Origin of the sequence: Plantactinospora siamensis, from assembly GCF_042434095.1 — a bacterium.
Classification (GTDB): Bacteria; Actinomycetota; Actinomycetes; order Mycobacteriales; family Micromonosporaceae; genus KBS50.
The window spans coordinates 345,383-366,116 of the sequence record NZ_JBHLUE010000017.1; the positions used below are offsets into that span (position 1 = coordinate 345,383).

Here is a 20,734-nt window from a genome sequence, read left to right on the forward strand (position 1 = left end):
GCCGAGCGCCGGATTGGACGACGTTCGTAGACTGGCGGCGTGGGCACACCGATCGTCGCACCCAGCATCCTCGCCGCCGACTTCGCCCGGCTGGCCGACGAGGCCAAGGCCGTGGAGTCCACGGCGGACTGGCTGCACGTGGACGTGATGGACAACCACTTCGTGCCCAACCTGACCATCGGGCTGCCCGTGGTGCAGAGCCTGCTGGCGGCCTCGTCGCTGCCGTTCGACGTGCACCTCATGATCACCGATCCGCGCCGCTGGGCGCCCGGGTACGCCGACGCGGGGGCCTACAACGTCACCTTCCACGCCGAGGCCTGCGACGACCCGGTGGCGCTGGCCAAGGAACTGCGCTCGGCGGGCGCGAAGGCCGGGCTGGCGATCGACCGGGACACCCCGATCGAGCCGTACCTGGACCTGCTGCCCAGCTTCGACACGCTGCTGATCATGACGATCAAGGCGGGCTTCGGCGGTCAGCGGTTCGTCCCGGACCTGCTCGACAAGGTGCGCACCGCGCGCCGGCACGCCTCCGCCGGGCACCTGGAGCTGCGAATCGAGGTGGACGGCGGGATCGGCGCCGACACGATCGAGCAGGCGGCGGAGGCCGGCGCGGACGCCTTCGTGGCGGGCACGGCGGTCTACGGCGCGGCGGATCCGGCGGCGGCCGTGACCGACCTGCGCCGCCGGGCGGCGCGCGCCGGCGCCGGCCGGTGAGGCGGGCCGGGCTGTGACCGTGGAGCCGCCGGAGCGACCGGACGTGATCCTGGTGGTCGACGACGACGAGGACATCGCCCGGTTTGTCGACTTCAACCTGCGGCTGCACGGTTTCGACGTGGTGCACGCGCACGACGGCCAGGAGGCGCTGGAGGTCATCGAGCGGCAGCGGCCGGACCTGGCCGTGGTGGATCTGATGATGCCCCGGATGGACGGCGTGGAGCTGACCCGGCGGCTGCGGGCAGATCCGATGACGGCGGTGCTGCCGGTGATCATGCTCACCGCGCGCGGGATGACCCAGGACAAGGTGGTGGGGCTGACCACCGGCGCCGACGACTACCTGGTCAAGCCGTTCGACACGGCCGAGCTGATCGCCCGGGTGATCTCCACGCTGCGCCGCAACAAGGAGTTCCGTGAGGTGTCGCCGCTGACCGGCCTGCCCGGCAACAGCCGGATCCGGCGGGAGATCACCGACCGGGTCCGCGGCGGCCTCGACTACGCCGTCGGGTACGTCGACATCGACCGGTTCAAGAGCGTCAACGACCGGTACGGCTTCGTCCGCGGCGACGAGTTCATCAGCGCGCTGGCCCGGAGCCTGCACCGCGCCGTGGTGTCGGTGAAGCTGCCCCCGGCGTTCCTCGGTCACGTGGGCGGCGACGACTTCGTCTTCGTCTGCGCGCCCGAGCAGGTGCGCCCGCTCACCGAGCGGGCCGTGGTGGACTTCGAGATGGCCGCCGACGAGCTGTACGACGAGCCCGACCGCGAGCGTGGATACGTCGAGCTGAAGGACCGCCGGGGGCAGGTGCAGCGGGCGGCCCTGGTCACCCTCTCCATCGGGGTGGCCCTGTCCAGCCAGCACCGGCGGATCACCGACCCGCTCGAGGCGATCGCCGTGGCGTCCGACATGAAGAGCGTGGCCAAGAGCCAGCCCGGGTCGTACGTGGCGGTGGACCGCCGCCGGGACCACGCCTGAGCGCGGCCGGTCCGCCGACGCGGCGCGGACGGCGGCTGTGAGGTGGATCGCTGTGGGGGCGCGGGGCCGCCCCGGACGTGTAAGACTTTGACCGTACCCACCACGCGCTGGCGGGACTCGGTGTAATTCCGAACCGGCGGTGATTCGCGGCTTGGCGGCCGCGACAGCCCGCTACCCGGTCGGCTTCGGCCGACCGGTGGACCCGGTGTGATTCCGGGGCCGACGGTTGGGGGCGGGCAGGTCCCGCGCCCAGACAGTCCGGATGGGAGACAGCGCGCGGGACGGAGGGGTCGCTGGTTCGTGCGCCGTGCGCGCCGCCGGTGGCTCCCCGGGGTCGGCCGTGCCGTCCGTCGGCCCTGCCGTCCCCGGATCTCCTGGTCGGCCGCGCCGACCCGCGGATCTCCGCCTCCGCCGGCAGCCTTTCCCCGCCCGCGCGCCCCGGCGAGCGGAAGCGAGGGCGGCATGCCGAGCGTTGCCATCGATGAGGCGATGCGCCGCGCCGTCCTGCTCGCCGCCCGCGGGCTCGGCACCACCAGCCCCAACCCCGTGGTCGGCTGCGTCCTGCTGGACAGCGCCGGCGAGCCGGTCGGGGAGGGCTTCCACGCGTACGCCGGCGGCCCGCACGCCGAGATCGTGGCGCTGGCCCAGGCGGGGGAGCGGGCCCGCGGCGGCACCGCGGTGGTCACGCTCGAGCCCTGCGACCACACCGGCCGGACCGGGCCGTGCTCCGGAGCGCTGATCCGGGCCGGGGTGGCCCGGGTGGTGATCGCCGTACCCGATCCGGACCCGGTGGCCGCCGGCGGCGCCGACACGCTGCGGGCCGCCGGGATCGAGGTGGTGACGGGGGTACGCGCCGCCGAGGCCGAGGCCGGGAACATCGCCTGGCTCACCGCGGTGCGCCGCGGCCGGCCCTACCTGACCTGGAAGTACGCCGCCACCCTGGACGGGCGGTCGGCGGCCGCGGACGGCACCAGCATGTGGATCACCTCCGAGCCGGCCCGGATGGACGTGCATGCCCTGCGCGGCGCCACCGACGCGGTGATCGTGGGCGTCGGCACCGTGCTGGCCGACAACCCCCGGTTGACCGCCCGCAACCTGCGGGACGGCTCGCTGGCGATCCACCAGCCGCTGCGGGTGGTGGTCGACAGCTCGGGGCGTACCCCCGCGGACGCCCTGGTCCGCGACGCCGCCGCCCCCAGCTGGATCGCGACCGCCGCGGACGTCGGGGCCGGCCCGGACGGCCGGGTGGACCTGTCCCGGCTGACCACCGAGCTCTACCGGCGCGGCGTCCGGTCGGCGCTGCTGGAGGGCGGCCCGGAGCTGGCCGGCGGCTTCCTGCGCGCCGGCCTGGTGGATCGGGTGGTCGGCTATCTGGCGCCCCGGCTGCTGGGCGCCGGGCCGGCGGCGCTGGGCGACGCCGGCGTGACCACGCTGACCGACGCCATCGACCTGGACCTGGCCGACATCGACCGGGTCGGCACCGACCTGCGGATCACCGCCACCGTGCGGCAGAGGGAGGCGTGATGTTCACCGGCATCGTGGAGGAAATCGGCACCGTCGTCCGGCTGGCGGAGACGGGCGGCGACTCCGCCCTGGTGGCCGTGCGGGGCCCGGTGGTGACCGCGGACGCCCGGCACGGCGACTCGATCTCCTGCAACGGCGTCTGCCTCACCGTGGTGGCCGTGGACGGCGACGTCTTCACCGCCGACGTGATGGGGGAGACGCTGCGCCGCACCGCGCTCGGCGCGCTGCGGCCGGACGACCCGGTCAACCTGGAGCGGGCCGCCACCCTCGGCAGCCGGCTCGGCGGGCACCTCGTGCAGGGTCACGTCGACGGGGTCGGCTCGGTGCTGTCCCGGGAGCCGGCGCAGCAGTGGGAGACGGTTCGCTTCGCGCTGCCGGCCGGCCTGGGCCGCTACCTCGCGGAGAAGGGCTCGATCACGGTCGACGGGGTCTCGCTCACGGTGGCGGCCGTCGGACCCGACTGGTTCTCGGTGGGCCTGATCCCGACCACCCTGGCCAGCACCACCCTCGGCGCCCGGGGCGTCGGTGACCCGGTGAACCTCGAGGTCGATGTGATCGCCAAGTACGTCGAGCGGCTGCTCGGCGAGCGTTCCGAGCGCAGGGAGGCATGATGGGGTTCCTTGGCTGGTTGCTGGACGCCCGGCTGGAGATCGCCGGCTCGGCGGTGCTCTGGCGCGAGGTGGTCGGCAACGTCTTCGGGCTCGGCTCGGCGCTGCTGGGCATGCGCCGCCGGACGTGGGCCTGGCCGGTCGGCATGATCGGCAACGCCCTGCTGTTCACGGTGTTCCTCGGCGGCGTGTTCGCCACGCCGTACCAGGTCGACCTGTACGGCCAGGCGGGCCGGCAGGTGTTCTTCTTCGCGGTCAGCCTGTACGGGTGGTGGCGGTGGACCCGGGCTCGCCGGCTCGGCGCCGCGCCCGACGGCGCGGCGGTGGCGCCGCGCTGGGCCAGCGGCCGGGAGCGGCTGCTGCTGCTCGGCGCCGCGGTGCTGGCCATGGTCGTGTTCTACCTGGCCCTGCGCGCCCTGGGCTCGTGGGGCCCGCTGGCCGACGCCTGGATCCTCACCGGCAGCCTGCTGGCCACCTACGGCATGGCGCGCGGCTACGTCGAGTTCTGGCTGATCTGGATCGCCGTCGACGCGGTGGGCGTGCCGCTGCTGCTGGCGGGCGGCTTCTATCCGTCGGCGGCCATGTACGCGGTGTACGGCCTGTTCTGCGTGTGGGGGCTGGTGAGCTGGTGGCGCACCTCCCTGCAGCTGCGGCGCTCGCCCGCCGAGGGCCGGCCCGGCTACGCGGAGGCGGTGGCATGACCGGGCGGGGCGCGCGGGTCGGCGCCGATCCCACGGGGGGCGAACGCGACGACGCCGTTTCCGGCGACGCGGCCGGGCCGGTGGCGCGGGCGGTGGCCGAGATCGCCGCCGGCCGGGCGGTCGTGGTGGTCGACGACGAGGACCGGGAGAACGAGGGCGACCTGGTCTTCGCGGCCGACCTGGTGACCCCGGAACTGGTCGCCTTCACCATGGTCGAGTGCCGCGGGCTGCTCTGCGTGCCGATGGAGAGCGCGGCGCTGGACCGGCTGCGGGTGACCGACATGGTGGCGCACAACACCGAGCGGCACGGCACCGCGTTCACCGTCTCGGTGGACGCCCGGACGGGGGTGAGCACCGGGATCAGCGCCGCCGACCGGGCCCGCACCATCGGCCTGCTGGCGGCGCCGGACACCGGGCCCGACGATCTGGTCCGGCCCGGCCACGTGTTCCCGCTGCGGGCCCGGCCCGGCGGCGTGCTGAGCCGAGCCGGTCACACCGAGGCGGCCGTCGACCTGGCCCGGTTGGCCGGGCTGAGCCCCACCGGGGTGATCTGCGAGATCGTCAACGACGACGGCACGATGGCCCGGCTGCCGGAGCTGGAGGCGTTCGCCGACAAGCACGGGTTGGCGCTGGTCACGATCGCCGAGCTGATCTCCCACCGGCGCCGGACCGAGGGGCGGGTGGCCGGGGTCCGGCTGTCGGCCCGGCACGGGCGGCGTCCGGCGGATCAGCTGCCGGGCGAGTTGGACGACACGACCGAGGGATGGGGATAGTCATGGCGGGTTTCGGGGAGCCGGGCGCCGATCCGGTGGACGCCACCGGGCTGGTGGTGGGCGTGGTGGCCGCGCGCTGGCACGGTGAACTCACCGACCACATGGTGGACCGGGCGGTCGAGGCGGCGCGCGCGTGCGATGCCCGGGACGTGGTGGTGGCCCGGGTGGCCGGCTCGGTGGAGCTGCCGGTGGTGGCCCAGGCGCTCGCCCCGCGCTGCGACGCCGTCGTGGCGCTCGGCGTGGTGGTCCGCGGCTCCACCGCCCACTTCGACCTTGTCTGCCGCTCGGTCACCGACGGCCTCACCCGGGTGTCGCTGGACACCGGCAAGCCGGTGGCGCACGGCGTGCTCACCGTGGAGACCCTGGACCAGGCCCGGGACCGGGCCGGGCTGCCCGGGTCCGCCGAGGACAAGGGCTGGGCCGCCACGGTCGCGGCGCTGGACGCGGCGCTGGCGATCCGCCGGCTGGCGGACGCGGCCCGGCCGGTCGGGTTCGGGCACTGATCGGCCGGCTGCGAGAATCGGTACCCGTGAAGACGTTCGAGGAGCTGTTCGCCGAGCTGCAGGCCAAGGCCGCGGCCCGGGAGCCCGGCTCGGCCACCGTGGCCGCACTGGACCGCGGCGTGCACGCCATCGGGAAGAAGGTCGTGGAAGAGGCGGCCGAGTCCTGGATGGCGGCCGAGCACGAGGGGCCGGAGCGGACGGCCGAGGAGATCTCCCAGCTGCTCTACCAGGCGCAGGTGCTGATGTTGGCCACCGGCCTGCGGCTGGAGGACGTCTACCGACATCTGTGAGTGCCGCCGAAGCCCGCCTCGACGACCCGCGAAGGAGCACTCACCGATGTTGCGCATCGCCGTACCGAACAAGGGAACCTTGGCCGAGTCCGCCGCGCAGATGCTGCGCGAGGCCGGCTACCGGCAACGCACCGACAGCAGGGACCTGGTCTGTCGGGACGACCCGAACGGGGTCGAATTCTTCTACCTGCGTCCCCGGGACATCGCCACGTACGTCGGCTCCGGCGACCTCGACCTGGGCATCACCGGCCGGGATCTGCTGGTCGACGCCGGCAGCTCGGCCGAGGAGATCCTCGACCTGGACTTCGGCGCGGCCACCTTCCGGTTCGCGGCCCGGCCGGAGACGCTCTCGTCGGTCGCCGAGCTGGACGGCCGCCGGGTGGCCACCGCGTACCCCGGGGTGGTGCACCGCTACCTGGCCGAGCACGACCTCAAGGCCGAGGTGATCCGGCTGGACGGCGCGGTGGAGAACGCCGTCCGGCTCGGCGTGGCCGACGTGATCGCCGACGTGGTCTCCACCGGGGCCACGCTGCGGCAGGCCGGGCTGGTGGTGGTGGGCGACCCGCTGCTGCGCTCGTCGGCCGTGCTGGTGCGCCGGGCCGGCGCGCCGGCCAACGCCCAGGTGGACCAGTTCGACCGGCGGCTGCACGGGGTGCTGGTGGCCCGTCGCTACGTGATGCTGGCCTACGACGTCCGCGCCGACCTGCTCGAGCGGGCCAGCGCGCTCACCCCCGGCATCGAGTCGCCGACCATCTCGCCGCTGCACCGCGAGGGCTGGGTGGCGGTGCAGGCCATGGTCCGGCGGGACGAGGTGCACCGGATCATGGACGAGCTGTACGACCTGGGCGCCCGGGCCATCCTGGTCACCAACATCCACGCCTGCCGCCTCTGACTCCCCTCCCCCTCCCTGCGACTCAAGCCCCGCCTGTCGATCATGCAGTCGTGGTGGTGACGAAAGGGTCAACGCCGCAGAAGACACCCACCACAACTTCATGATCGACGCCGGAGCCGGGTCCGTGGACCGCGCGACGCCGGTGGCCGGGGCGGGTGGCAGACTGGGGTGGTGAGCGAACCCGATGTCGTCCGGCTGCGGCCGTGGCGCGCCCGGCTGGTCTGCTGGATCTGCGCGGCCGCGGTGCTGGTGGTCTTCACCGCGGTGGCCACCTCGCTGCACGGCAGCACCGGTGAGGGCAGCGCTACCTTCCAACGCGGCGACCAGCTCTCGATGGTCGGGCTGGGCATCCTCGCGGCGGCCGGGATCCTGCTGTTCACCCGGCCCAGGGTCGAGGCCGACGCGCGGGGGGTCCGGGTCCGGAACATTCTCGGCTCGTACGACCTGCCGTGGGAGGAGGTCCGGGCGGTGCGGTTCGGCCGCGGCTCGCCCTGGGCCACGCTGGAGCTGTCCGACGACGAGTCGGTGCCGATGATCGCGGTGCAGGCCGCCGACAAGGAGCGAGCGGTGGCCGGGGTCCGGGCGCTGCGCGCGCTGCACGAGCGGCACGCCGCCGCCGGGCGGGAGTGGGCCGCCGCCGACCCCACCGCCACGGGGGAGCGGGCGGGCCCGGCCGGGGAGCGGGCCGGTTCGGCCGGTTGATTCGCCGCTTCCCGGCGCGACCTGCTACGATTGCGTGGTCGACCATGCTGTCGGCTGCCCGCATGTCGGGTGGCCAACCCGCTCCGGCGGGACGGGCAGCACCGAAGCGGAGCGCCTGCTCCCACCCTGTCGCCCGTGCGGCGGCCGGGTCCGGTCAGCCGGCTCGGGCCGTGTGCCCGCGGCCGGTGGCGTGATTCGTCGCGCCCGACCGGTCGAGCGGGCCCCGGCATGCGCCGGGGCCTTCTGCTTTCCGGGTCGGCTCCCGCCCGGGAGCCGCCGGGGTCGCACCCGCACGCTAAACGGACTTTAGGAGGGCCCATCAGCGTCGAACCACGCGTCAACGATCAGATCCGGGCACGGGAGGTCCGTCTGGTCGGCCCCGAGGGTGAGCAGGTGGGCATCGTCCCGCTCGAGCGCGCCCTGCAGCTGGCCGCGGACGTCGATCTGGACCTGGTCGAGGTGGCGCCGATGGCGCGCCCGCCGGTGTGCAAGCTCATGGACTTTGGCAAGTTCAAGTACGAGAGCGCACTCAAGGCGCGCGAAGCGCGGCGTAACCAGCAGCAGACCGTCATCAAGGAAATGAAGCTCCGGCCGAAGATCGACCCGCACGACTACGAGACCAAGAAGGGTCACGTGGTCCGGTTCCTCAAGGCGGGCGACAAGGTCAAGGTGACGATCATGTTCCGTGGTCGCGAGCAGAGCCGCCCGGAGCTGGGTTACCGGCTCCTGCGCCGGCTCGAGTCGGAGATCTCGGAGCTCGGGTACGTGGAGGCCGCTCCCAAGCAGGACGGCCGTAACATGATCATGGTTTTGGCTCCGCACCGCGCCATCAAGACCGCCGCAGTCGCGCGCGGGGCTGGTGGCGGAGCGCGCGAGCGCGAGGCGGGCGCCGCCGAGGCGCCCTCGGCCGAGGCGGCCGAACCCGTCGGCGGAGCCGGCGAGTAACAGGGGAGAGACGTTCCACATGCCGAAGATGAAGAGTCACACGGGTATGGGCAAGCGCGTCCGGCTGACCGGTCGCGGCAAGGTGGTGTCCCAGCAGGCTGGGATGCGGCACAACCTTGAGAAGAAGTCCTCCACCCGGACCCGGCGGCTGGCCGGCACCGTCGAGGTGGCCAAGGCTGACCTCAAGCGAATCAAGAAGCTGCTGGGCCGCTGACGCGCGCCACCTGACACGTAAGAAGGAGTTGAGATGGCACGCGTCAAGCGGGCTGTGAACGCCCAGAAGAAGCGTCGTACCCTGCTGGAGACCGCCAGCGGCTACCGCGGTCAGCGTTCCCGGCTGTACCGCAAGGCCAAGGAGCAGGTGCTGCACTCGATGCAGTACTCCTACCGGGACCGTCGCGACCGCAAGGGCGACTTCCGGCAGCTGTGGATCACCCGGATCAACGCGGGGGCCCGCGCCAACGGGATGACCTACAACCGGCTGATCCAGGGCCTCCGGCTGGCCGGGGTCGAGGTGGACCGCAAGATCCTCGCCGACCTGGCCGTCAACGACGCCACCGCGTTCGCCGCGATCGTCGAGGTCGCCCGCGCCGCCGTGGTGGCCGAGGGCACCGGCGGCGCCTCGGCCCAGGCCGCCTGAGAAGATCGGCAGCACGCCCTCTCCGGCCCGGCCGGGGAGGGCGTCTCGCTGTCCGCGCACGAAGCTGTCCGCGCACGAAGCTGTCCGCGTACGAACGGGAGCCGCAGATGTTCACGCCCCGTACCCCGCGGGTGGTGGCCGCCCGCCGGCTGCACCGCCGGCGGGACCGGGACGCCGCCGGCCGGTTCCTGGCCGAGGGCCCGCAGGCGGTCCGCGAGGCGCTGACCGGGCCCGCCGGCGTGCTCGAGCTGTTCGGCACCCCGGTGGCCCTCGACCGGTACGCCGAACTCGCTGCGGCGGCCACCGCGGCCGGCGTACCCGTGTCGCCGGTGACCGACGAGGCGCTGGCCGCGCTCGCCGAGACCGTTGCCCCGCAGGGCCTCGTCGCGGTCTGCGCGCAGCTGGACGTGCCGCTGGCCGCGGCGCTGGCCGGGCCGCCCCGGCTGGTCGCCGTGCTGGCCGGCATCCGGGACCCGGGCAACGCCGGCACCGTGCTGCGCACCGCCGACGCGGCGGGGGCGCGCGCCGTGGTGTTCGCGGGCGAGACCGTCGATCCGTACAACGGCAAGTGCGTCCGCTCGTCGGCCGGCAGCCTCTTCCACGTGGACCTGGTGCGCGCGCCGGACCCGGCCGGGGTGGTGGCGGCGGCCCGCGCGGCCGGGCTGCGGGTGCTGGCGGCCACCGGGCACGGCGACACCGACCTGGACGAGCTGGCCGACGCGGGCGGGCTGGCGGCGCCCACCGCCTGGCTCTTCGGATCCGAGGCGCACGGCCTGCCGGCCGAGCTGGCGGCCGCGGCCGACGCGCGGGTCCGGGTGCCGCTGCACGGTCGCGCCGAGAGCCTCAACCTGGCTGCGGCGGCGGCCGTCTGCCTGTACGCTTCCGCGAGAGCCTTGCGCTGAAGCCGACGGCGTGGCCGCGGCAGGATGAGGCGGCAGGCACGACAGGCGACAGGCATGACGAAGCGACAGGCATGACGAAGGAGCCCCCGGCGATGACCGACGCGACCCGGCGTTCGTTTAGCCGGCCCGCCGGTGTCGGCGGGCGGCGGGCCTGATCGTCCCCTCCGCTCCACTCCCACCGGCGGGCAGCGGCGCAGCCGCGCGTCCGTAGACTCGTTTGGCCGCCCGTCGAGGCGGCCACCGCCGCGAGGGAGCGCCCGTACGCCATGACCTACCGCAACGACCCGTACGACCCGAAGCAGGTCGCCCTGCTCGACCCGGCCGCGCTGGCCGAGGCCGTGGACGCCGCCCGCCGCGCGTTCGCGGCCGCCGCCGATCCCGACGAGCTGACCGGACTCCGCCCGGCGCACCTCGGTGACCGGGCGCCCGTGTCGCTGGCCCGCCGGGAGATCGGCGCGCTGCCGCCGGCCGCCAAGGCCGAGGCGGGCAAGCGGGTGAACGAGGCCCGCCGGACCATCGAGGCCGGGTTCGCCGAGCGGCGCGCCGAGCTGGACCGGGCCGAGGCGGCCCGGGTGCTGGTGGCCGAGCGGGTGGACGTGACGCTGCCGTACGACCGGTGCCCGCGCGGCGCCCGGCACCCGATGACGCTGCTGATGGAGCAGATCGGCGACCTGTTCGTGGGAATGGGCTACGAGATCGCCGAGGGTCCCGAGGCGGAGCTGGAATGGGCAAACTTCGACGCCCTGAACATCCCGCCCGATCACCCGGCCCGGGGCCTGATGGACACCGTCCACCTGGCCGCCCCCGGAACGACGGGCGCCCCCGGAACGACGGCCGCCCCCGGAACGACGGGCGCCCCTGGAACGACGGGCGGCGCCGAGGGCTCGGGGCTGGTGCTGCGGACGCACACCTCCTCGGTGCAGGTGCGCACCATGCTGACCCGGCAGCCGCCGATCTACATCATCTGCCCGGGCCGGGTCTACCGCACCGACGAGCTGGACGCCACGCACAGCCCGGTGTTCCACCAGGTCGAGGGCCTGGTGGTGGACCGCGGCATCACGATGGCGCACCTGCGGGGCACCCTGGAGCACTTCGCCCGGATGATGTTCGGCGCCGACGCCCGGGTGCGCTGGCGGCCGCACTACTTCCCGTTCACCGAGCCGTCGGCCGAGTTCGACGTCTGGTTCCCGCAGCACCGCGCCGGCCCGCGCTGGGTCGAGTGGGGCGGCTGCGGCATGGTCAACCCGCGGGTGCTGCGGGCCTGCGGTGTCGACCCGGAGGTCTACTCGGGCTTCGCGTTCGGCATGGGCATCGACCGGACGCTCATGCTGCGGCACGGGATCAGCGAGATTCGGGACACCTTCGAGGGCGACGTGCGGTTCAGCCGCGCCCTCGGTGTCGAGGCCTGAGCCGAAGCGGACAACGGGAGAACTGATGCGCGTTTCACTGTCCTGGCTCCGCGAGCACGTCGCGCTGCCCGCCGAGCTGAGCCTGGCCGAGCTGGACGACGCCCTGGTGCGGCTCGGCCTGGAGCCGGAGTCCATCGTGGACCTGCGGGAGACCGTGACCGGACCGCTGGTGGTCGGCGAGGTCCTGGAGATCGAGGAGCTGACCGGCTTCAAGAAGCCGATCCGGTTCTGCCGGGTCGACGTCGGCGCCGCCAACGGCACCGGCGAGCCGCAGGAGATCGTCTGCGGCGCCCGGAACTTCGCGGTGGGCGACCGGGTGGTGGTGATCCTGCCCGGCGGCGTGCTGCCGGGGAACTTCGCCATCGGCGCCCGCAAGACGTACGGGCGCAACTCCAACGGCATGATCTGCTCGGCCCGCGAGCTGGGCCTCGGCGACGACCACTCCGGCATCATCGTGCTGCCGCCCGACACGCCGGGCAAGCCCGGCGACGACGCCCGCCCGCTGGTCGGGCTGGACGACGTGATCGTCGAGGTCGAGGTCAGCCCGGACCGGGGGTACGCGCTGAGCGTCCGGGGCATCGCCCGGGAGCTGTCGCACTCGCTCGGCGTGCCGTTCACCGATCCCGGCCTGGTCCCGGCGCCCGGCGGCACGGCCGAGCCGGCGTACCCGATCGAGGTCCGCGACACCGTCGGCTGCGACCGGTTCGCGGCGCGGCTGGTCCGCGGCGTCGATCCGGCCGCGCGGACGCCGGACTGGATGGCCCGCCGGCTCACCGTGGCCGGCATCCGGACCATCTCGCTGCCGGTGGACATCACCAACTACCTCATGGTCGAGCTGGGCCAGCCCATGCACGCCTTCGACGCGCAGCGGCTGGCCGGCGCGCTGGTGGTGCGGCGCGCCGTGTCCGGCGAGCGGATCACCACGCTGGACGGCGTCGACCGCGCGCTGGACCCGGAGGACCTGGTCATCTGCGACGCCGGGCTGCCCGGTTCGGTGGCCGGGGAGGGCGCCGGGGTGCCGGTGTCGCTGGCCGCCGTGATGGGCGGCGAGACCTCCGAGGTGGCGGAGACGACCACGGAGGTGCTGTTCGAGGCCGCGCACTGGGATCCGGTCACGGTCAGCCGCACCGCGCGCCGGCACCGGCTGTTCAGCGAGGCAGCGAAGCGCTGGGAGCGGGGCGTGGACCCGGCCCTGCCGCTGGTGGCGTTGGAGCGGGCGGTCGAGCTGCTCACCACGTACGGCGGCGGCGCCGCGACGGCCGGCATCACCGACCACAACCATGTGCGGCCGCGCACGCCCATCATCCTGGACGCCGGCCTGCCCACCCGGCGGGTCGGCGTGGAGTACCCGCCGGCCCGGGTGGCGGCGCTGCTCGAGGAGGTCGGTTGCCAGGTGGCGGCCGGCGCCGACCGGATGGTCGAGGATCCCGGCGCGGTGGGCCAGGCGGGGGCCGGCGGCACAGCCCTCGCGGTCACCCCGCCGACCTGGCGGCCCGACCTGACCGACCCGGCCGACCTGGTCGAGGAGGTGGCACGGCTCGACGGGTACGACAAGATCCCGGCCGTGCTGCCGCCCGCGCCGCCCGGTCGCGGCCTGACGCCCGAGCAGCGGCGCCGCCGGGCCGTCGCGCGAGCGCTGGCCGAGCACGGGTACGTCGAGGTGGCGCCGTGGCCGTTCGCCGCGCCGGAGCTGGCCGACCAGTTCGGGCTGGCCGCCGACGATCCGCGGCGGAACGCGATCCGGCTGGCCAACCCGCTGGCCGACACCGAGCCGCTGCTGCGGACCTCGCTGCTCGGGCCGCTGCTGCAGGTGCTCCGCCGCAATCTCGGCCGGGGCTTCCGCGATCTCGCGCTGTACGAGATCGGCCCGGTGTTCCTGTCCCGCCCCGGCGCCGGCGCGCCGCCGGCCATGGGCGTGGACCGCCGACCCACCGAGGCCGAGTTCGCGGCCGCCGACGCGGTGGTGCCGGACCAGCCCCGGCACGTGGCCGTCGTGCTGGCCGGCGAGGTCGACCCGGCCGGTTGGTGGGGTCCGGGCCGCCCGGCCGGCTGGGCCGACGCGGTGCAGGCCGGCCGGATCGTGCTGGCCGCCGCGGGCATCCCGGCGGACCGGGTGACGGTGCGGGCCGCCGAGCGGGTGCCGTGGCACCCCGGCCGCTGTGCCGAGCTGCGGGTGGACGACACCGTGGTGGGGTACGCGGGCGAGCTGCATCCGGCCGTGCTGGCCACGCTGGAGCTGCCCCGCCGTACCAGCGCGATGGAGCTGGACCTGGACGCGGTGCCGCCGGCCCCGGTGCGGGCCGCGCCCCGGGTGTCCGGCTTCCCGCCCGCGCTGATCGACGTGGCGCTGGTGGTGGACGACGCGGTGCCCGCGGACGACGTGCGGCAGGCCCTCGTGGACGGCGCGGGCGAGTTGCTGGAGTCGATCGGGCTGTTCGACGTCTACGCCTCGGAGCAGCTCGGCGCCGGCCGGCGGTCGCTGGCGTACAACCTCACCTTCCGGGCGCCGGACCGGACGCTGACCGCCGAGGAGGCGGTGGCGGCCCGGGACGCGGCCGTGGCCGAGGCCGCCCGCCGGCACGGCGCCACCCTCCGCGGCGCGTAGCCCTCGGATGCGGATCTGGCTGATCGTGGCGGCCGTCGTCGTGGCGGCGGCCGCCGCGGGGCTGGGCTGGCTCCGCCGGCACCTGGTCCGGGTCTCGGTGGTGGGCCGCAGCATGGAGCCGACCCTGCGGGCCGGGGATCGGGTGCTGGCCCGCCGGGTGCCGTTGACCGCGGTGCGCCCCGGCGACGTGGTCGTGGTGCGCGCCCCGGCCCGGATGGCCGGTCCGGCCGGGCCCGGCGGCCCGGGCGGCGACGCCGCGCCAGCGGCCGCCGTCGGGCCCGGGCGGCCGGCGCGGCGCGGCGGATCCGGCCCGGACCCGGCGCAGCGGCCCGCCCGGGGCCTGCTGATCAAGCGGGCGTACGCGGTGCCCGGTGATCCGGTGCCGGTGGACCGGGTGCCGGCGCTGCGCGGCGGCGCGGACCGGGTCCCGGCCGGCAGCCTCGTGGTGCTGGGCGACAACCCGCCGTTCAGCTACGACTCCCGGGAGTGCGGCTACATCCCGGCCGCCGACGTGATCGGGGTGGTGATCCGGCCGCGCCTGCCCGGCCCGTGACCGGCGCGGCCTACCCGCCGACGCGGCCGTCCATCCGGGGTTTCCCGGGCGCGCCGCGGTGTGTTGGCGCGGGCCTGCTGCGGGCGGTGGGCGCGCGGGCCTGCTGCGGGTGGTGGGCGCGCCGCTAACCGCGCGACGCGCCCGGTCCCGCTCAGCAGAGCGACACCACGCTGGCCGCTCCCGCGAAGCAGTTGTAGCCGCACGAGCCGCAGGTGTAGCCGCAGCTGGCCGTGTAGTGGCACCGCTTGAAGTAGCAGGTCCCACAGGTGGCGCACCACGGGTCCGGCGGGCAGCCCGCCGCCGCGGTCACCTTGGGCACGAACATGCCGAGCATGCGCTCGCCCAGGGCCTCCAGTCGACTGAACATCGTTCACCTCCCTCGTCGTCGGTCGAAGCCGCACCGTATGACGCACAGATACAGCACGGATACACCCGGTCAGCGCCCGCGATCGCCGGCGATGTATGTCCGCTGTACCTCCGGCTCCTAGCGTTGGCCCGGCGTCGAGGCGAGGAGGCGGATCATGCGGTACGTCGAACTGACCGGCCGGCTGCTGCTCGCCCTGGTGTTCCTCGCGGCGGTCGTCGGCAAGCTGCGGAGCCGGGCCGCCTTCGCCGGCTTCGTCGGGTCGGTCGAGGCGTTCGGGCTGCTGCCCCGGCGCCGGGTCCGGCCCGTCGCCGGGCTGGCCGTCGCCGTCGAGGCCGCGGTGGTGCCGCTGCTCGCCGTGCCGGCCGCGGCGCCCGCCGGCTACGCCGCGGCGGCCGCCCTGCTCGCGGTGCTCACCGGGGCCATCCTCGCCGCCCTCCGCCGGGGGCGCCGGCCGGCCTGCCACTGCTTCGGTACGGCCGGCGCGCCGATCGGTCCCCGGCATGTCGTCCGCAACGTGCTGCTGTTCCTGGTGGCCGCCGCGGGGCTGGCGGCGTCCCCGATGGCGGGCGCCGGCCCACCGGCCGGGGCCGCCGGACGGCTGCTGGCGCTGGCCGCCGCGGCGCCGCTGGCCGCCCTGGTGGTCCGGCTGGACGACCTCGCCGCCCTGTTCGCCCCGGCGCCGTCCGCGCCCGCCCGGCCGCCGTACCGCTGATCCGCACCACCGTCCTGTGAAGGAGAGACCCATGCTGCTCGCCGTCGCCGTCGTCCTCGTCGGCGCCCTCGGACTGGTCAACCTCGTCCTCATGCTCGGCGTCATCCGGCGGTTGCGCGAGCACACCGAGCTGCTCAGCGGCCGCCAGGAGCCGGCGCCGCAGGCGATGCTCGAACCCGGCTCCATCCCGGGTGACTTCACCTCCACCACCGTGGACGGGCGGGTCCTCGGCCGGGGCGACCTGCCGCCGATGACCCTGGTGGCGTTCGTCTCCCCGGCCTGCGACATGTGTGAGGCGCAGATTCCCGACCTGCTGGACCGGGCGCGCAGCATGCCGGGCGGTCCGGACCACGTCTGGGTCGTGGTGGTCGGCAAGGGCGCCGAGACGACGCCGTACGCCGACCGGTTCGCCGGGGTGGCCACGGTCTTCATCGAGCCGGGCTCGGGTCCGCTGCCGCTCGCCTTCGGCATCAAGGGCTTCCCGGCGTTCGGGCTGGTCGACGAGCACGGGATCGTGGCGGCCAACACGTTCGGGATCGCCCGGTTGGACCTCCCGGTGGCTCGATGAGTCCGGCGGCGCCCGCCGGTCGCCGGAGGCGCGCCGCCCGCGCCCTGCGGTCGGCCCGGGCGGCGTTCGGGCTGGCCGTCCGGGCCGCGCCCGGAGCGACCGCCGCGGACGTGGTCAGCACGGTCCTGCTCGGGCTCACCCCGGTGCTGACGGCCTGGCTGACCAAGCTGGTGATCGACCGGTTGACCACCGGCGGGCTGTCCGCGCGCGAGGTGGTGACGCTCGGCGTCGGGCTCACCCTGCTCGGCTCGACCGCGGCGGCGCTGCCGCACCTGCGCCGGTACCTCGAGGCCGAGCGGACCCGGGCGGTCTCCCGGCTGGTCCGCCAGCGCCTGTACGCGGCGGTGCAGCGCTTCGTGGGGTTGGCCCGGCTGGAGGACCCGGCGTTCCAGGACCGGCTCCAAGTGGCCCAGCAGACCGGCCACATCGGACCGGGTCAGCTCGCCGGCAACACGTTGGCGGCGTTGCAGAGCCTCATCGGGATGACCGGCTTCCTTGGCGTCCTCGTGGCCATGAGCCCCCCGACGGCCGTGCTGGTGCTGCTGGCCGCGGTGCCCACGCTGGTGATCCAGCTCCGGCTCAACCGGCGCCGGGTGGCCATGATGGTGAACCTCGAGCACTTCCAGCGGCGGGACATGTTTTTCGCGCAGCTCCTGGTCGGCATCCCGGCCGCCAAGGAGGTCCGGCTGTTCGGCCTCGGCCGGTACTTCGGCGACCGGATGCTGGCCGAGCTGCGCGGGATGCACGCCCAGGAGCACCGGCTGGACCGGCGGGAGATGCGCGCCCAGGCGACGCTGGGGCTGCTCGGCGCGGTGGCGGCGGGCACCGGAATCATCTACACGGTCGGCATCGCCCGGTCGGGGTCCGCCACGGCCGGCGACGTGGCCTTGTTCCTGGCCGCCGTGCCGGGGGTGCAGAGCGCGCTGGCCGGCATCGTCGGCCAGCTCGGCACCATGCACCAGGCCCTGCTGATGTTCGCGCACTACCAGGCGGTGGTGGAGGCCGAGCCGGACCTGCCCCGGCCCGCCGCGCCCGCGCCCACCCCCGCGCTGCGCAGCCGGATCGAGCTGCGGGACGTCTGGTTCCGCTATTCGCCGGAGCACCCGTGGGTGTTGCGCGGCGTCGATCTGGACCTGCCGTACGGCTCGACGGTGGCGCTGGTCGGGCTGAACGGCGCCGGCAAGAGCACGCTGGTGAAGCTGCTCTGCCGGTTCTACGACCCGGAGCGCGGATCGATCCGGTGGGAGGGCACGGACCTGCGGGACCTCGACCCGGCCGCGCTGCGGGAGCGGATCGGCGTGGTGTTCCAGGACTTCATGGCGTACGACCTGACCGCGGCCGAGAACATCGGGGTGGGCGACCTCGGCTCGGCCGGCGACCGGGACCGGCTGCGCGCGGCGGCCCGGGCGGCGGGCGCCGACGAGGTGCTGGACCGGTTGCCCCGTGGCTACGACACCCTGCTTACCAGGGTGTTCCACGACGGCGACGACGGTTGCGCCGGGGTGGTGCTGTCCGGCGGCCAGTGGCAGCGGGTGGCGCTGGCCCGGGCGTTCCTGCGGGCGAACCGCGACCTGTTGATCCTGGACGAACCCAGCTCGGGCCTGGACGCCGAGGCGGAGCACGACCTGCACCGCCGGCTGCGCGACCTGCGTACGGGCGCCACCAGCCTGCTCATCTCACACCGGCTCAACGCGGTTCGGGAGGCCGACCTGATCGTCGTGCTCGACGAGGGCCGGGTGGTCGAGCGGGGCAACCATGCCGAGCTGCTGGCCCGCGGCGGCCGCTACGCCCGCCTCTTCGCCCTGCAGTCCCGCGGCTATCGCGACCCCGGCCCGGAGGAAAGCAAGGGCCCCCTGTTATCGCTCTCCGATATATAAGGCCCTTCCTAACCGCGAATCCGGGCGCTCAGGCCACCGCCGTGCCGTGCGGTTCGCCGGGCATCCGGGCGGCGGCGAGGGCCAGCGCGCCCGGGTCGGCGGCCCGGCGGTGCTCGTCGCGCCGCCGGGGCCGGCTCGGCAGCAGCCGCCGTAGCCGGTCGGCGTAGCCGGCCGTGTCGGCCAGGATCGCCGCCTGCCGGATGAGGCCGGCCAGGTTGTCCCGCTCCCCGTCGAGCCACGCGGCGGCCTCGGCCGGGCAGCGGAACCGGGGGCCGGGGTCGGTGCCCGCGGCGCGCCACGTCGCCGCCTCGCGGTCCAGCGGCAGCCCGAGCAGCCGGGCCGCCCGGATGGCCCCCGCGAGGTACGCGGCCAGCACCCGGCGCACGGCCGCGGCCCGCGTCTCTGCGGGCTCCTCGACCGCCAGTTCGGCGGCGTACAGCCAGAGCAACGGGGACAGCCCGAAGCGGCCGACGCCGACGGGTTCCAGCAGGTGGGCGTCGGCCAGGTGGTCCAGGGCCGCCGAGGCGGCCTCGCGGTCGACATCCAGCAGCGCCGCCGCCGCGTCCGGGCCGACATGGTGGAGGCGGACGAGGCCGAGCTGGCGGAAGGCGGTGGCCGCCGGACCGAGCCGGCGGTAGCTGGCCGCGAACCGGGGACGCAGCCCGGACTCGTCCAGCCGGTGCCGCTCGTCGGCGAACCTGGCCACGGCGCCGGCCACCGACCGCTGCGGCTGGGCCATCCGGTCGCCGACGACCCGCAGCGCCGCCGGCAGGCCCTCACACAGCCCGGCCACCGCCGCGGCCGTCCGGTCGTCCAGCCGCCGCGGTCGGACCGCCGCGCGGAGCAGCGCCGCGGCCGCCTGCGCCGGCAGCGGCCCGAGTCGCAGCCGTACGCCGTCCGGCGTGCCCAGTCGGGCCCGGCTGGTGGTGAGCATGCCGCACCCCCCGCGCGCCGGCAGCAGGCCGGCCACCTGCGCCTCGGTGCCGACATTGTCCAGCAGCAGCAGGACCCGCCGGCCGAACAGCAGCGACCGGACCCGCGCCCGGGCCTCGGCGTCGCCGCCCGGGACGGGTCGGGCCGGGTCGCCGAGCGAGCGCAGCAGCCGGCCGGTGACCTCGGCCGGATCCGGATCGTACGGGGTGTCCGAGCCGCCGAGGTCCAGGTGCACCTGTCCGTCCGGGAAGGCGTCGAGACAGGCGGACGCCACCCGGCCGGCCAGGGCGGACTTGCCGACGCCCGGCGCGCCGTGGATGTTTACCGCCACGGGGTGCCCGGAGCCGGCGGTGAGCGCGGCGCGTACCCGCCGCAGCTCCTCCGTGCGCCCCCGGAACATGCCGGGCTGCCGCGGCAGTTCGTGCGGCACCGTGCCGCCGGGGCCGGGCGGTCCGGGCGCGTCGGGCAGGCCGAGCGGTCCCGCCGCTGGTTCCGGTGGGCCGGGCGCGCCCGCCGGGCAGGGCAGTCCGACTGGGTCCGGCGGGTCGGGGGTTCCGGCTTGGCGCGCCGGGCAGGGCCGTCCCGCTGGGCCAGCCGGGTCCGGGGTCCCGGCTGGACCCGGCGGGCCGGACGTCCGGTCGGTGACCGGGTCCGGGGCGCCGAGGCCCGGCGCCGCCCCGATGGGCCGGCCGGGTGCGCTGGCCGCGCGCGTCCCGCCGGCGGCCGGGCCGGGACGCGCCGCGCGGCCGGCGGATGGTGGGGCTGACGGCTCCGGTCGGGGCGGCAGCAGGGCCGGATCCCGGCGCAGCACCGCCCGGTGCAGCCGGGCCAGTTCGGCGCCGGGGCAGACGCCCAGGTCGGCCGCGAGAATGGCCCGCGCCTCGGCGAACGTCTCCAGCGCGCCGGCCGGGTCACCCATCCGGTAGCGGGCCAGCATGAGCTGGGCCCAGGCCCGTTCCCGAAGCGGATTCTCGGTCAGGTGCCGGCGCAGCCGGTCCACCAGGTCGGCGCCGTCGTCGACGCCCCGGGCGAGCCGGCAGGCGAAGGCCGCCTCGGTCGCGCAGATCCGCCGCTCCCGCATCCGGTCCAGGGCCGCGGTGAGCAGGGGGCCGGCCGCCGGGAGGGGCGGCGGCGCCGGCGCCCAGAGCGCCAGAGCGTGGTCCAGCAGCCGTCCGGCCGTCGTGGGGTCGCCGGCCGCCAGCGCCACCTCGCCGTGGGTGGCCAGCAGCTCGAACCGGGTGGCGTCGAGCTCGCCCTCGCCGACCCGCAGCAGGTACCCGCCGGCCGTGCCGACCAGCCGGTCGGGCTCGCCGAGGGCGGCCCGGAGCTGGCTGGCGTGGCTGCGCAGGTTAGCCACCGCGGAGGTCGGGGGCCGCCCGTCCCAGAGCTCGTCCACCAGCCGATCGGTGGGCACCACCCGGTTGTCCTGGACGAGCAGGGTGAGCAGGAGCGCGCTGGGCCGGCCGGCAGGAAGCCGGAGCGGGTCGCCGTCCCGGAGCGCCTGGAACCGACCCAGGATCTGAAAGGCGAGCCCCATTGCGCC

At 75.5% G+C, this 20,734-nt stretch carries 21 protein-coding genes, 1 pseudogene and 1 riboswitch; of the genes and pseudogenes, 20 read left to right on the forward strand and 2 right to left on the reverse strand.

Annotated elements, in window-relative coordinates:
- Positions 1 to 39 precede the first annotated feature (39 nt).
- The 17 genes and pseudogenes from rpe to ACFFHU_RS22150 all read left to right on the forward strand — a co-directional run bounded on the left by rpe (position 40) and on the right by ACFFHU_RS22150 (position 14,734).
- Positions 40 to 714: a ribulose-phosphate 3-epimerase gene (gene rpe, locus ACFFHU_RS22070; protein ID WP_377341785.1), complete on the forward strand. Its 675-nt coding sequence runs from the start codon at positions 40 to 42 to the stop codon at positions 712 to 714.
- A gap of 13 nt (positions 715 to 727) precedes the next feature.
- Positions 728 to 1,687 carry a GGDEF domain-containing response regulator gene (locus tag ACFFHU_RS22075; RefSeq protein WP_377341787.1) on the forward strand — a complete coding sequence of 320 codons (960 nt, stop codon included), beginning with the start codon at positions 728 to 730 and terminating at the stop codon, positions 1,685 to 1,687.
- A 102-nt stretch (positions 1,688 to 1,789) separates the two neighbouring features.
- Positions 1,790 to 1,965, forward strand: a riboswitch (FMN riboswitch).
- A 184-nt stretch (positions 1,966 to 2,149) separates the two neighbouring features.
- On the forward strand, positions 2,150 to 3,211 hold the full coding sequence (gene ribD, locus ACFFHU_RS22080; protein ID WP_377341789.1) for a bifunctional diaminohydroxyphosphoribosylaminopyrimidine deaminase/5-amino-6-(5-phosphoribosylamino)uracil reductase RibD: 1,062 nt from the start codon (positions 2,150 to 2,152) through the stop codon (positions 3,209 to 3,211).
- On the forward strand, positions 3,211 to 3,822 hold the full coding sequence (locus tag ACFFHU_RS22085; RefSeq protein WP_377341790.1) for a riboflavin synthase: 612 nt from the start codon (positions 3,211 to 3,213) through the stop codon (positions 3,820 to 3,822). Before ribD ends, ACFFHU_RS22085 begins: the two co-directional genes overlap by 1 nt.
- Positions 3,822 to 4,520 (forward strand): nicotinamide riboside transporter PnuC, encoded by a 699-nt coding sequence (pnuC, locus tag ACFFHU_RS22090; protein WP_377341876.1) that lies wholly within the window; start codon positions 3,822 to 3,824, stop codon positions 4,518 to 4,520. The genes ACFFHU_RS22085 and pnuC overlap by 1 nt, the downstream gene beginning before the upstream one ends.
- An 80-nt stretch (positions 4,521 to 4,600) precedes the next feature.
- Positions 4,601 to 5,233: pseudogene (ribB, locus tag ACFFHU_RS22095) on the forward strand (3,4-dihydroxy-2-butanone-4-phosphate synthase); the annotation flags it as partial.
- A gap of 62 nt (positions 5,234 to 5,295) precedes the next feature.
- Entirely contained in the window at positions 5,296 to 5,796 is a 501-nt protein-coding gene (gene ribH, locus ACFFHU_RS22100) for a 6,7-dimethyl-8-ribityllumazine synthase (protein ID WP_377341792.1), read from the forward strand.
- Positions 5,797 to 5,822: 26 nt separating this feature from the next.
- Entirely contained in the window at positions 5,823 to 6,086 is a 264-nt protein-coding gene (locus ACFFHU_RS22105; protein ID WP_377341794.1) for a phosphoribosyl-ATP diphosphatase, read from the forward strand.
- Between the two features lie 46 nt (positions 6,087 to 6,132).
- The gene (gene hisG / locus ACFFHU_RS22110) at positions 6,133 to 6,978 is read left to right on the forward strand and encodes an ATP phosphoribosyltransferase (protein WP_377341795.1); all 846 of its coding nucleotides are present in this window, start codon (positions 6,133 to 6,135) and stop codon (positions 6,976 to 6,978) included.
- Between the two features lie 168 nt (positions 6,979 to 7,146).
- The gene (locus ACFFHU_RS22115; RefSeq protein WP_377341797.1) at positions 7,147 to 7,680 is read left to right on the forward strand and encodes a PH domain-containing protein; all 534 of its coding nucleotides are present in this window, start codon (positions 7,147 to 7,149) and stop codon (positions 7,678 to 7,680) included.
- Between the two features lie 318 nt (positions 7,681 to 7,998).
- A complete protein-coding gene (infC, locus tag ACFFHU_RS22120) occupies positions 7,999 to 8,625 on the forward strand; it encodes a translation initiation factor IF-3 (RefSeq protein WP_377341877.1) in 627 nt (208 codons plus the stop codon).
- A gap of 19 nt (positions 8,626 to 8,644) precedes the next feature.
- The gene (gene rpmI, locus ACFFHU_RS22125; RefSeq protein ID WP_377341799.1) at positions 8,645 to 8,839 is read left to right on the forward strand and encodes a 50S ribosomal protein L35; all 195 of its coding nucleotides are present in this window, start codon (positions 8,645 to 8,647) and stop codon (positions 8,837 to 8,839) included.
- A 33-nt stretch (positions 8,840 to 8,872) separates the two neighbouring features.
- The gene (gene rplT, locus ACFFHU_RS22130) at positions 8,873 to 9,265 is read left to right on the forward strand and encodes a 50S ribosomal protein L20 (RefSeq protein WP_377341801.1); all 393 of its coding nucleotides are present in this window, start codon (positions 8,873 to 8,875) and stop codon (positions 9,263 to 9,265) included.
- 107 nt (positions 9,266 to 9,372) lie between these two features.
- Complete coding sequence (locus ACFFHU_RS22135) at positions 9,373 to 10,167, forward strand: TrmH family RNA methyltransferase (RefSeq protein ID WP_377341803.1); 795 nt, start codon at positions 9,373 to 9,375, stop codon at positions 10,165 to 10,167.
- A gap of 266 nt (positions 10,168 to 10,433) precedes the next feature.
- On the forward strand, positions 10,434 to 11,576 hold the full coding sequence (gene pheS / locus ACFFHU_RS22140) for a phenylalanine--tRNA ligase subunit alpha (RefSeq protein ID WP_377341805.1): 1,143 nt from the start codon (positions 10,434 to 10,436) through the stop codon (positions 11,574 to 11,576).
- 25 nt (positions 11,577 to 11,601) lie between these two features.
- Positions 11,602 to 14,181, forward strand: a complete 2,580-nt coding sequence (gene pheT / locus ACFFHU_RS22145) for a phenylalanine--tRNA ligase subunit beta (protein WP_377341806.1) — start codon at positions 11,602 to 11,604, stop codon at positions 14,179 to 14,181.
- A gap of 7 nt (positions 14,182 to 14,188) precedes the next feature.
- Positions 14,189 to 14,734: a S26 family signal peptidase gene (locus ACFFHU_RS22150; RefSeq protein ID WP_377341808.1), complete on the forward strand. Its 546-nt coding sequence runs from the start codon at positions 14,189 to 14,191 to the stop codon at positions 14,732 to 14,734.
- 151 nt (positions 14,735 to 14,885) lie between these two features.
- On the opposite strand, the gene ACFFHU_RS22155 is transcribed toward ACFFHU_RS22150, so the two are convergent.
- Positions 14,886 to 15,101 carry a hypothetical protein gene (locus tag ACFFHU_RS22155; protein ID WP_377341810.1) on the reverse strand — a complete coding sequence of 72 codons (216 nt, stop codon included), beginning with the start codon at positions 15,099 to 15,101 and terminating at the stop codon, positions 14,886 to 14,888.
- 154 nt (positions 15,102 to 15,255) lie between these two features.
- On the opposite strand from ACFFHU_RS22155, the gene ACFFHU_RS22160 reads away from it, so the two are divergent.
- Genes ACFFHU_RS22160 through ACFFHU_RS22170 form a run of 3 tightly spaced genes read left to right on the forward strand, consistent with a single transcriptional unit; the run spans position 15,256 to position 18,258 of the window.
- Positions 15,256 to 15,813 (forward strand): MauE/DoxX family redox-associated membrane protein, encoded by a 558-nt coding sequence (locus ACFFHU_RS22160; protein WP_377341812.1) that lies wholly within the window; start codon positions 15,256 to 15,258, stop codon positions 15,811 to 15,813.
- 31 nt (positions 15,814 to 15,844) lie between these two features.
- Positions 15,845 to 16,381: a TlpA family protein disulfide reductase gene (locus tag ACFFHU_RS22165; RefSeq protein WP_377341814.1), complete on the forward strand. Its 537-nt coding sequence runs from the start codon at positions 15,845 to 15,847 to the stop codon at positions 16,379 to 16,381.
- A complete protein-coding gene (locus ACFFHU_RS22170; protein WP_377341816.1) occupies positions 16,378 to 18,258 on the forward strand; it encodes an ABC transporter ATP-binding protein in 1,881 nt (626 codons plus the stop codon). Before ACFFHU_RS22165 ends, ACFFHU_RS22170 begins: the two co-directional genes overlap by 4 nt.
- Positions 18,259 to 18,286: 28 nt before the next feature.
- Here the strand turns inward: ACFFHU_RS22170 and ACFFHU_RS22175 are convergent, their stop codons facing one another.
- Positions 18,287 to 20,728 carry an AfsR/SARP family transcriptional regulator gene (locus tag ACFFHU_RS22175; protein WP_377341818.1) on the reverse strand — a complete coding sequence of 814 codons (2,442 nt, stop codon included), beginning with the start codon at positions 20,726 to 20,728 and terminating at the stop codon, positions 18,287 to 18,289.
- Positions 20,729 to 20,734 lie beyond the last annotated feature (6 nt).

Bases quoted from the DNA above. Each gene is read 5' to 3' on its own strand.
- pnuC (WP_377341876.1), top strand. From the start codon at position 3,822: ATGGGGTTCCTTGGCTGGTTGCTGGACGCCCGGCTGGAGATCGCCGGC.
- ACFFHU_RS22150 (WP_377341808.1), top strand. From the start codon at position 14,189: ATGCGGATCTGGCTGATCGTGGCGGCCGTCGTCGTGGCGGCGGCCGCC.
- rpmI (WP_377341799.1), top strand. From the start codon at position 8,645: ATGCCGAAGATGAAGAGTCACACGGGTATGGGCAAGCGCGTCCGGCTG.
- pheS (WP_377341805.1), top strand. From the start codon at position 10,434: ATGACCTACCGCAACGACCCGTACGACCCGAAGCAGGTCGCCCTGCTC.
- rplT (WP_377341801.1), top strand. From the start codon at position 8,873: ATGGCACGCGTCAAGCGGGCTGTGAACGCCCAGAAGAAGCGTCGTACC.
- ACFFHU_RS22085 (WP_377341790.1), top strand. From the start codon at position 3,211: ATGTTCACCGGCATCGTGGAGGAAATCGGCACCGTCGTCCGGCTGGCG.
- ACFFHU_RS22165 (WP_377341814.1), top strand. From the start codon at position 15,845: ATGCTGCTCGCCGTCGCCGTCGTCCTCGTCGGCGCCCTCGGACTGGTC.
- ACFFHU_RS22175 (WP_377341818.1), bottom strand. From the start codon at position 20,728: ATGGGGCTCGCCTTTCAGATCCTGGGTCGGTTCCAGGCGCTCCGGGAC.
- ACFFHU_RS22135 (WP_377341803.1), top strand. From the start codon at position 9,373: ATGTTCACGCCCCGTACCCCGCGGGTGGTGGCCGCCCGCCGGCTGCAC.
- ribD (WP_377341789.1), top strand. From the start codon at position 2,150: ATGCCGAGCGTTGCCATCGATGAGGCGATGCGCCGCGCCGTCCTGCTC.
- ACFFHU_RS22170 (WP_377341816.1), top strand. From the start codon at position 16,378: ATGAGTCCGGCGGCGCCCGCCGGTCGCCGGAGGCGCGCCGCCCGCGCC.
- ACFFHU_RS22160 (WP_377341812.1), top strand. From the start codon at position 15,256: ATGCGGTACGTCGAACTGACCGGCCGGCTGCTGCTCGCCCTGGTGTTC.
- ACFFHU_RS22155 (WP_377341810.1), bottom strand. From the start codon at position 15,101: ATGTTCAGTCGACTGGAGGCCCTGGGCGAGCGCATGCTCGGCATGTTC.
- ribH (WP_377341792.1), top strand. From the start codon at position 5,296: ATGGCGGGTTTCGGGGAGCCGGGCGCCGATCCGGTGGACGCCACCGGG.
- pheT (WP_377341806.1), top strand. From the start codon at position 11,602: ATGCGCGTTTCACTGTCCTGGCTCCGCGAGCACGTCGCGCTGCCCGCC.
- hisG (WP_377341795.1), top strand. From the start codon at position 6,133: ATGTTGCGCATCGCCGTACCGAACAAGGGAACCTTGGCCGAGTCCGCC.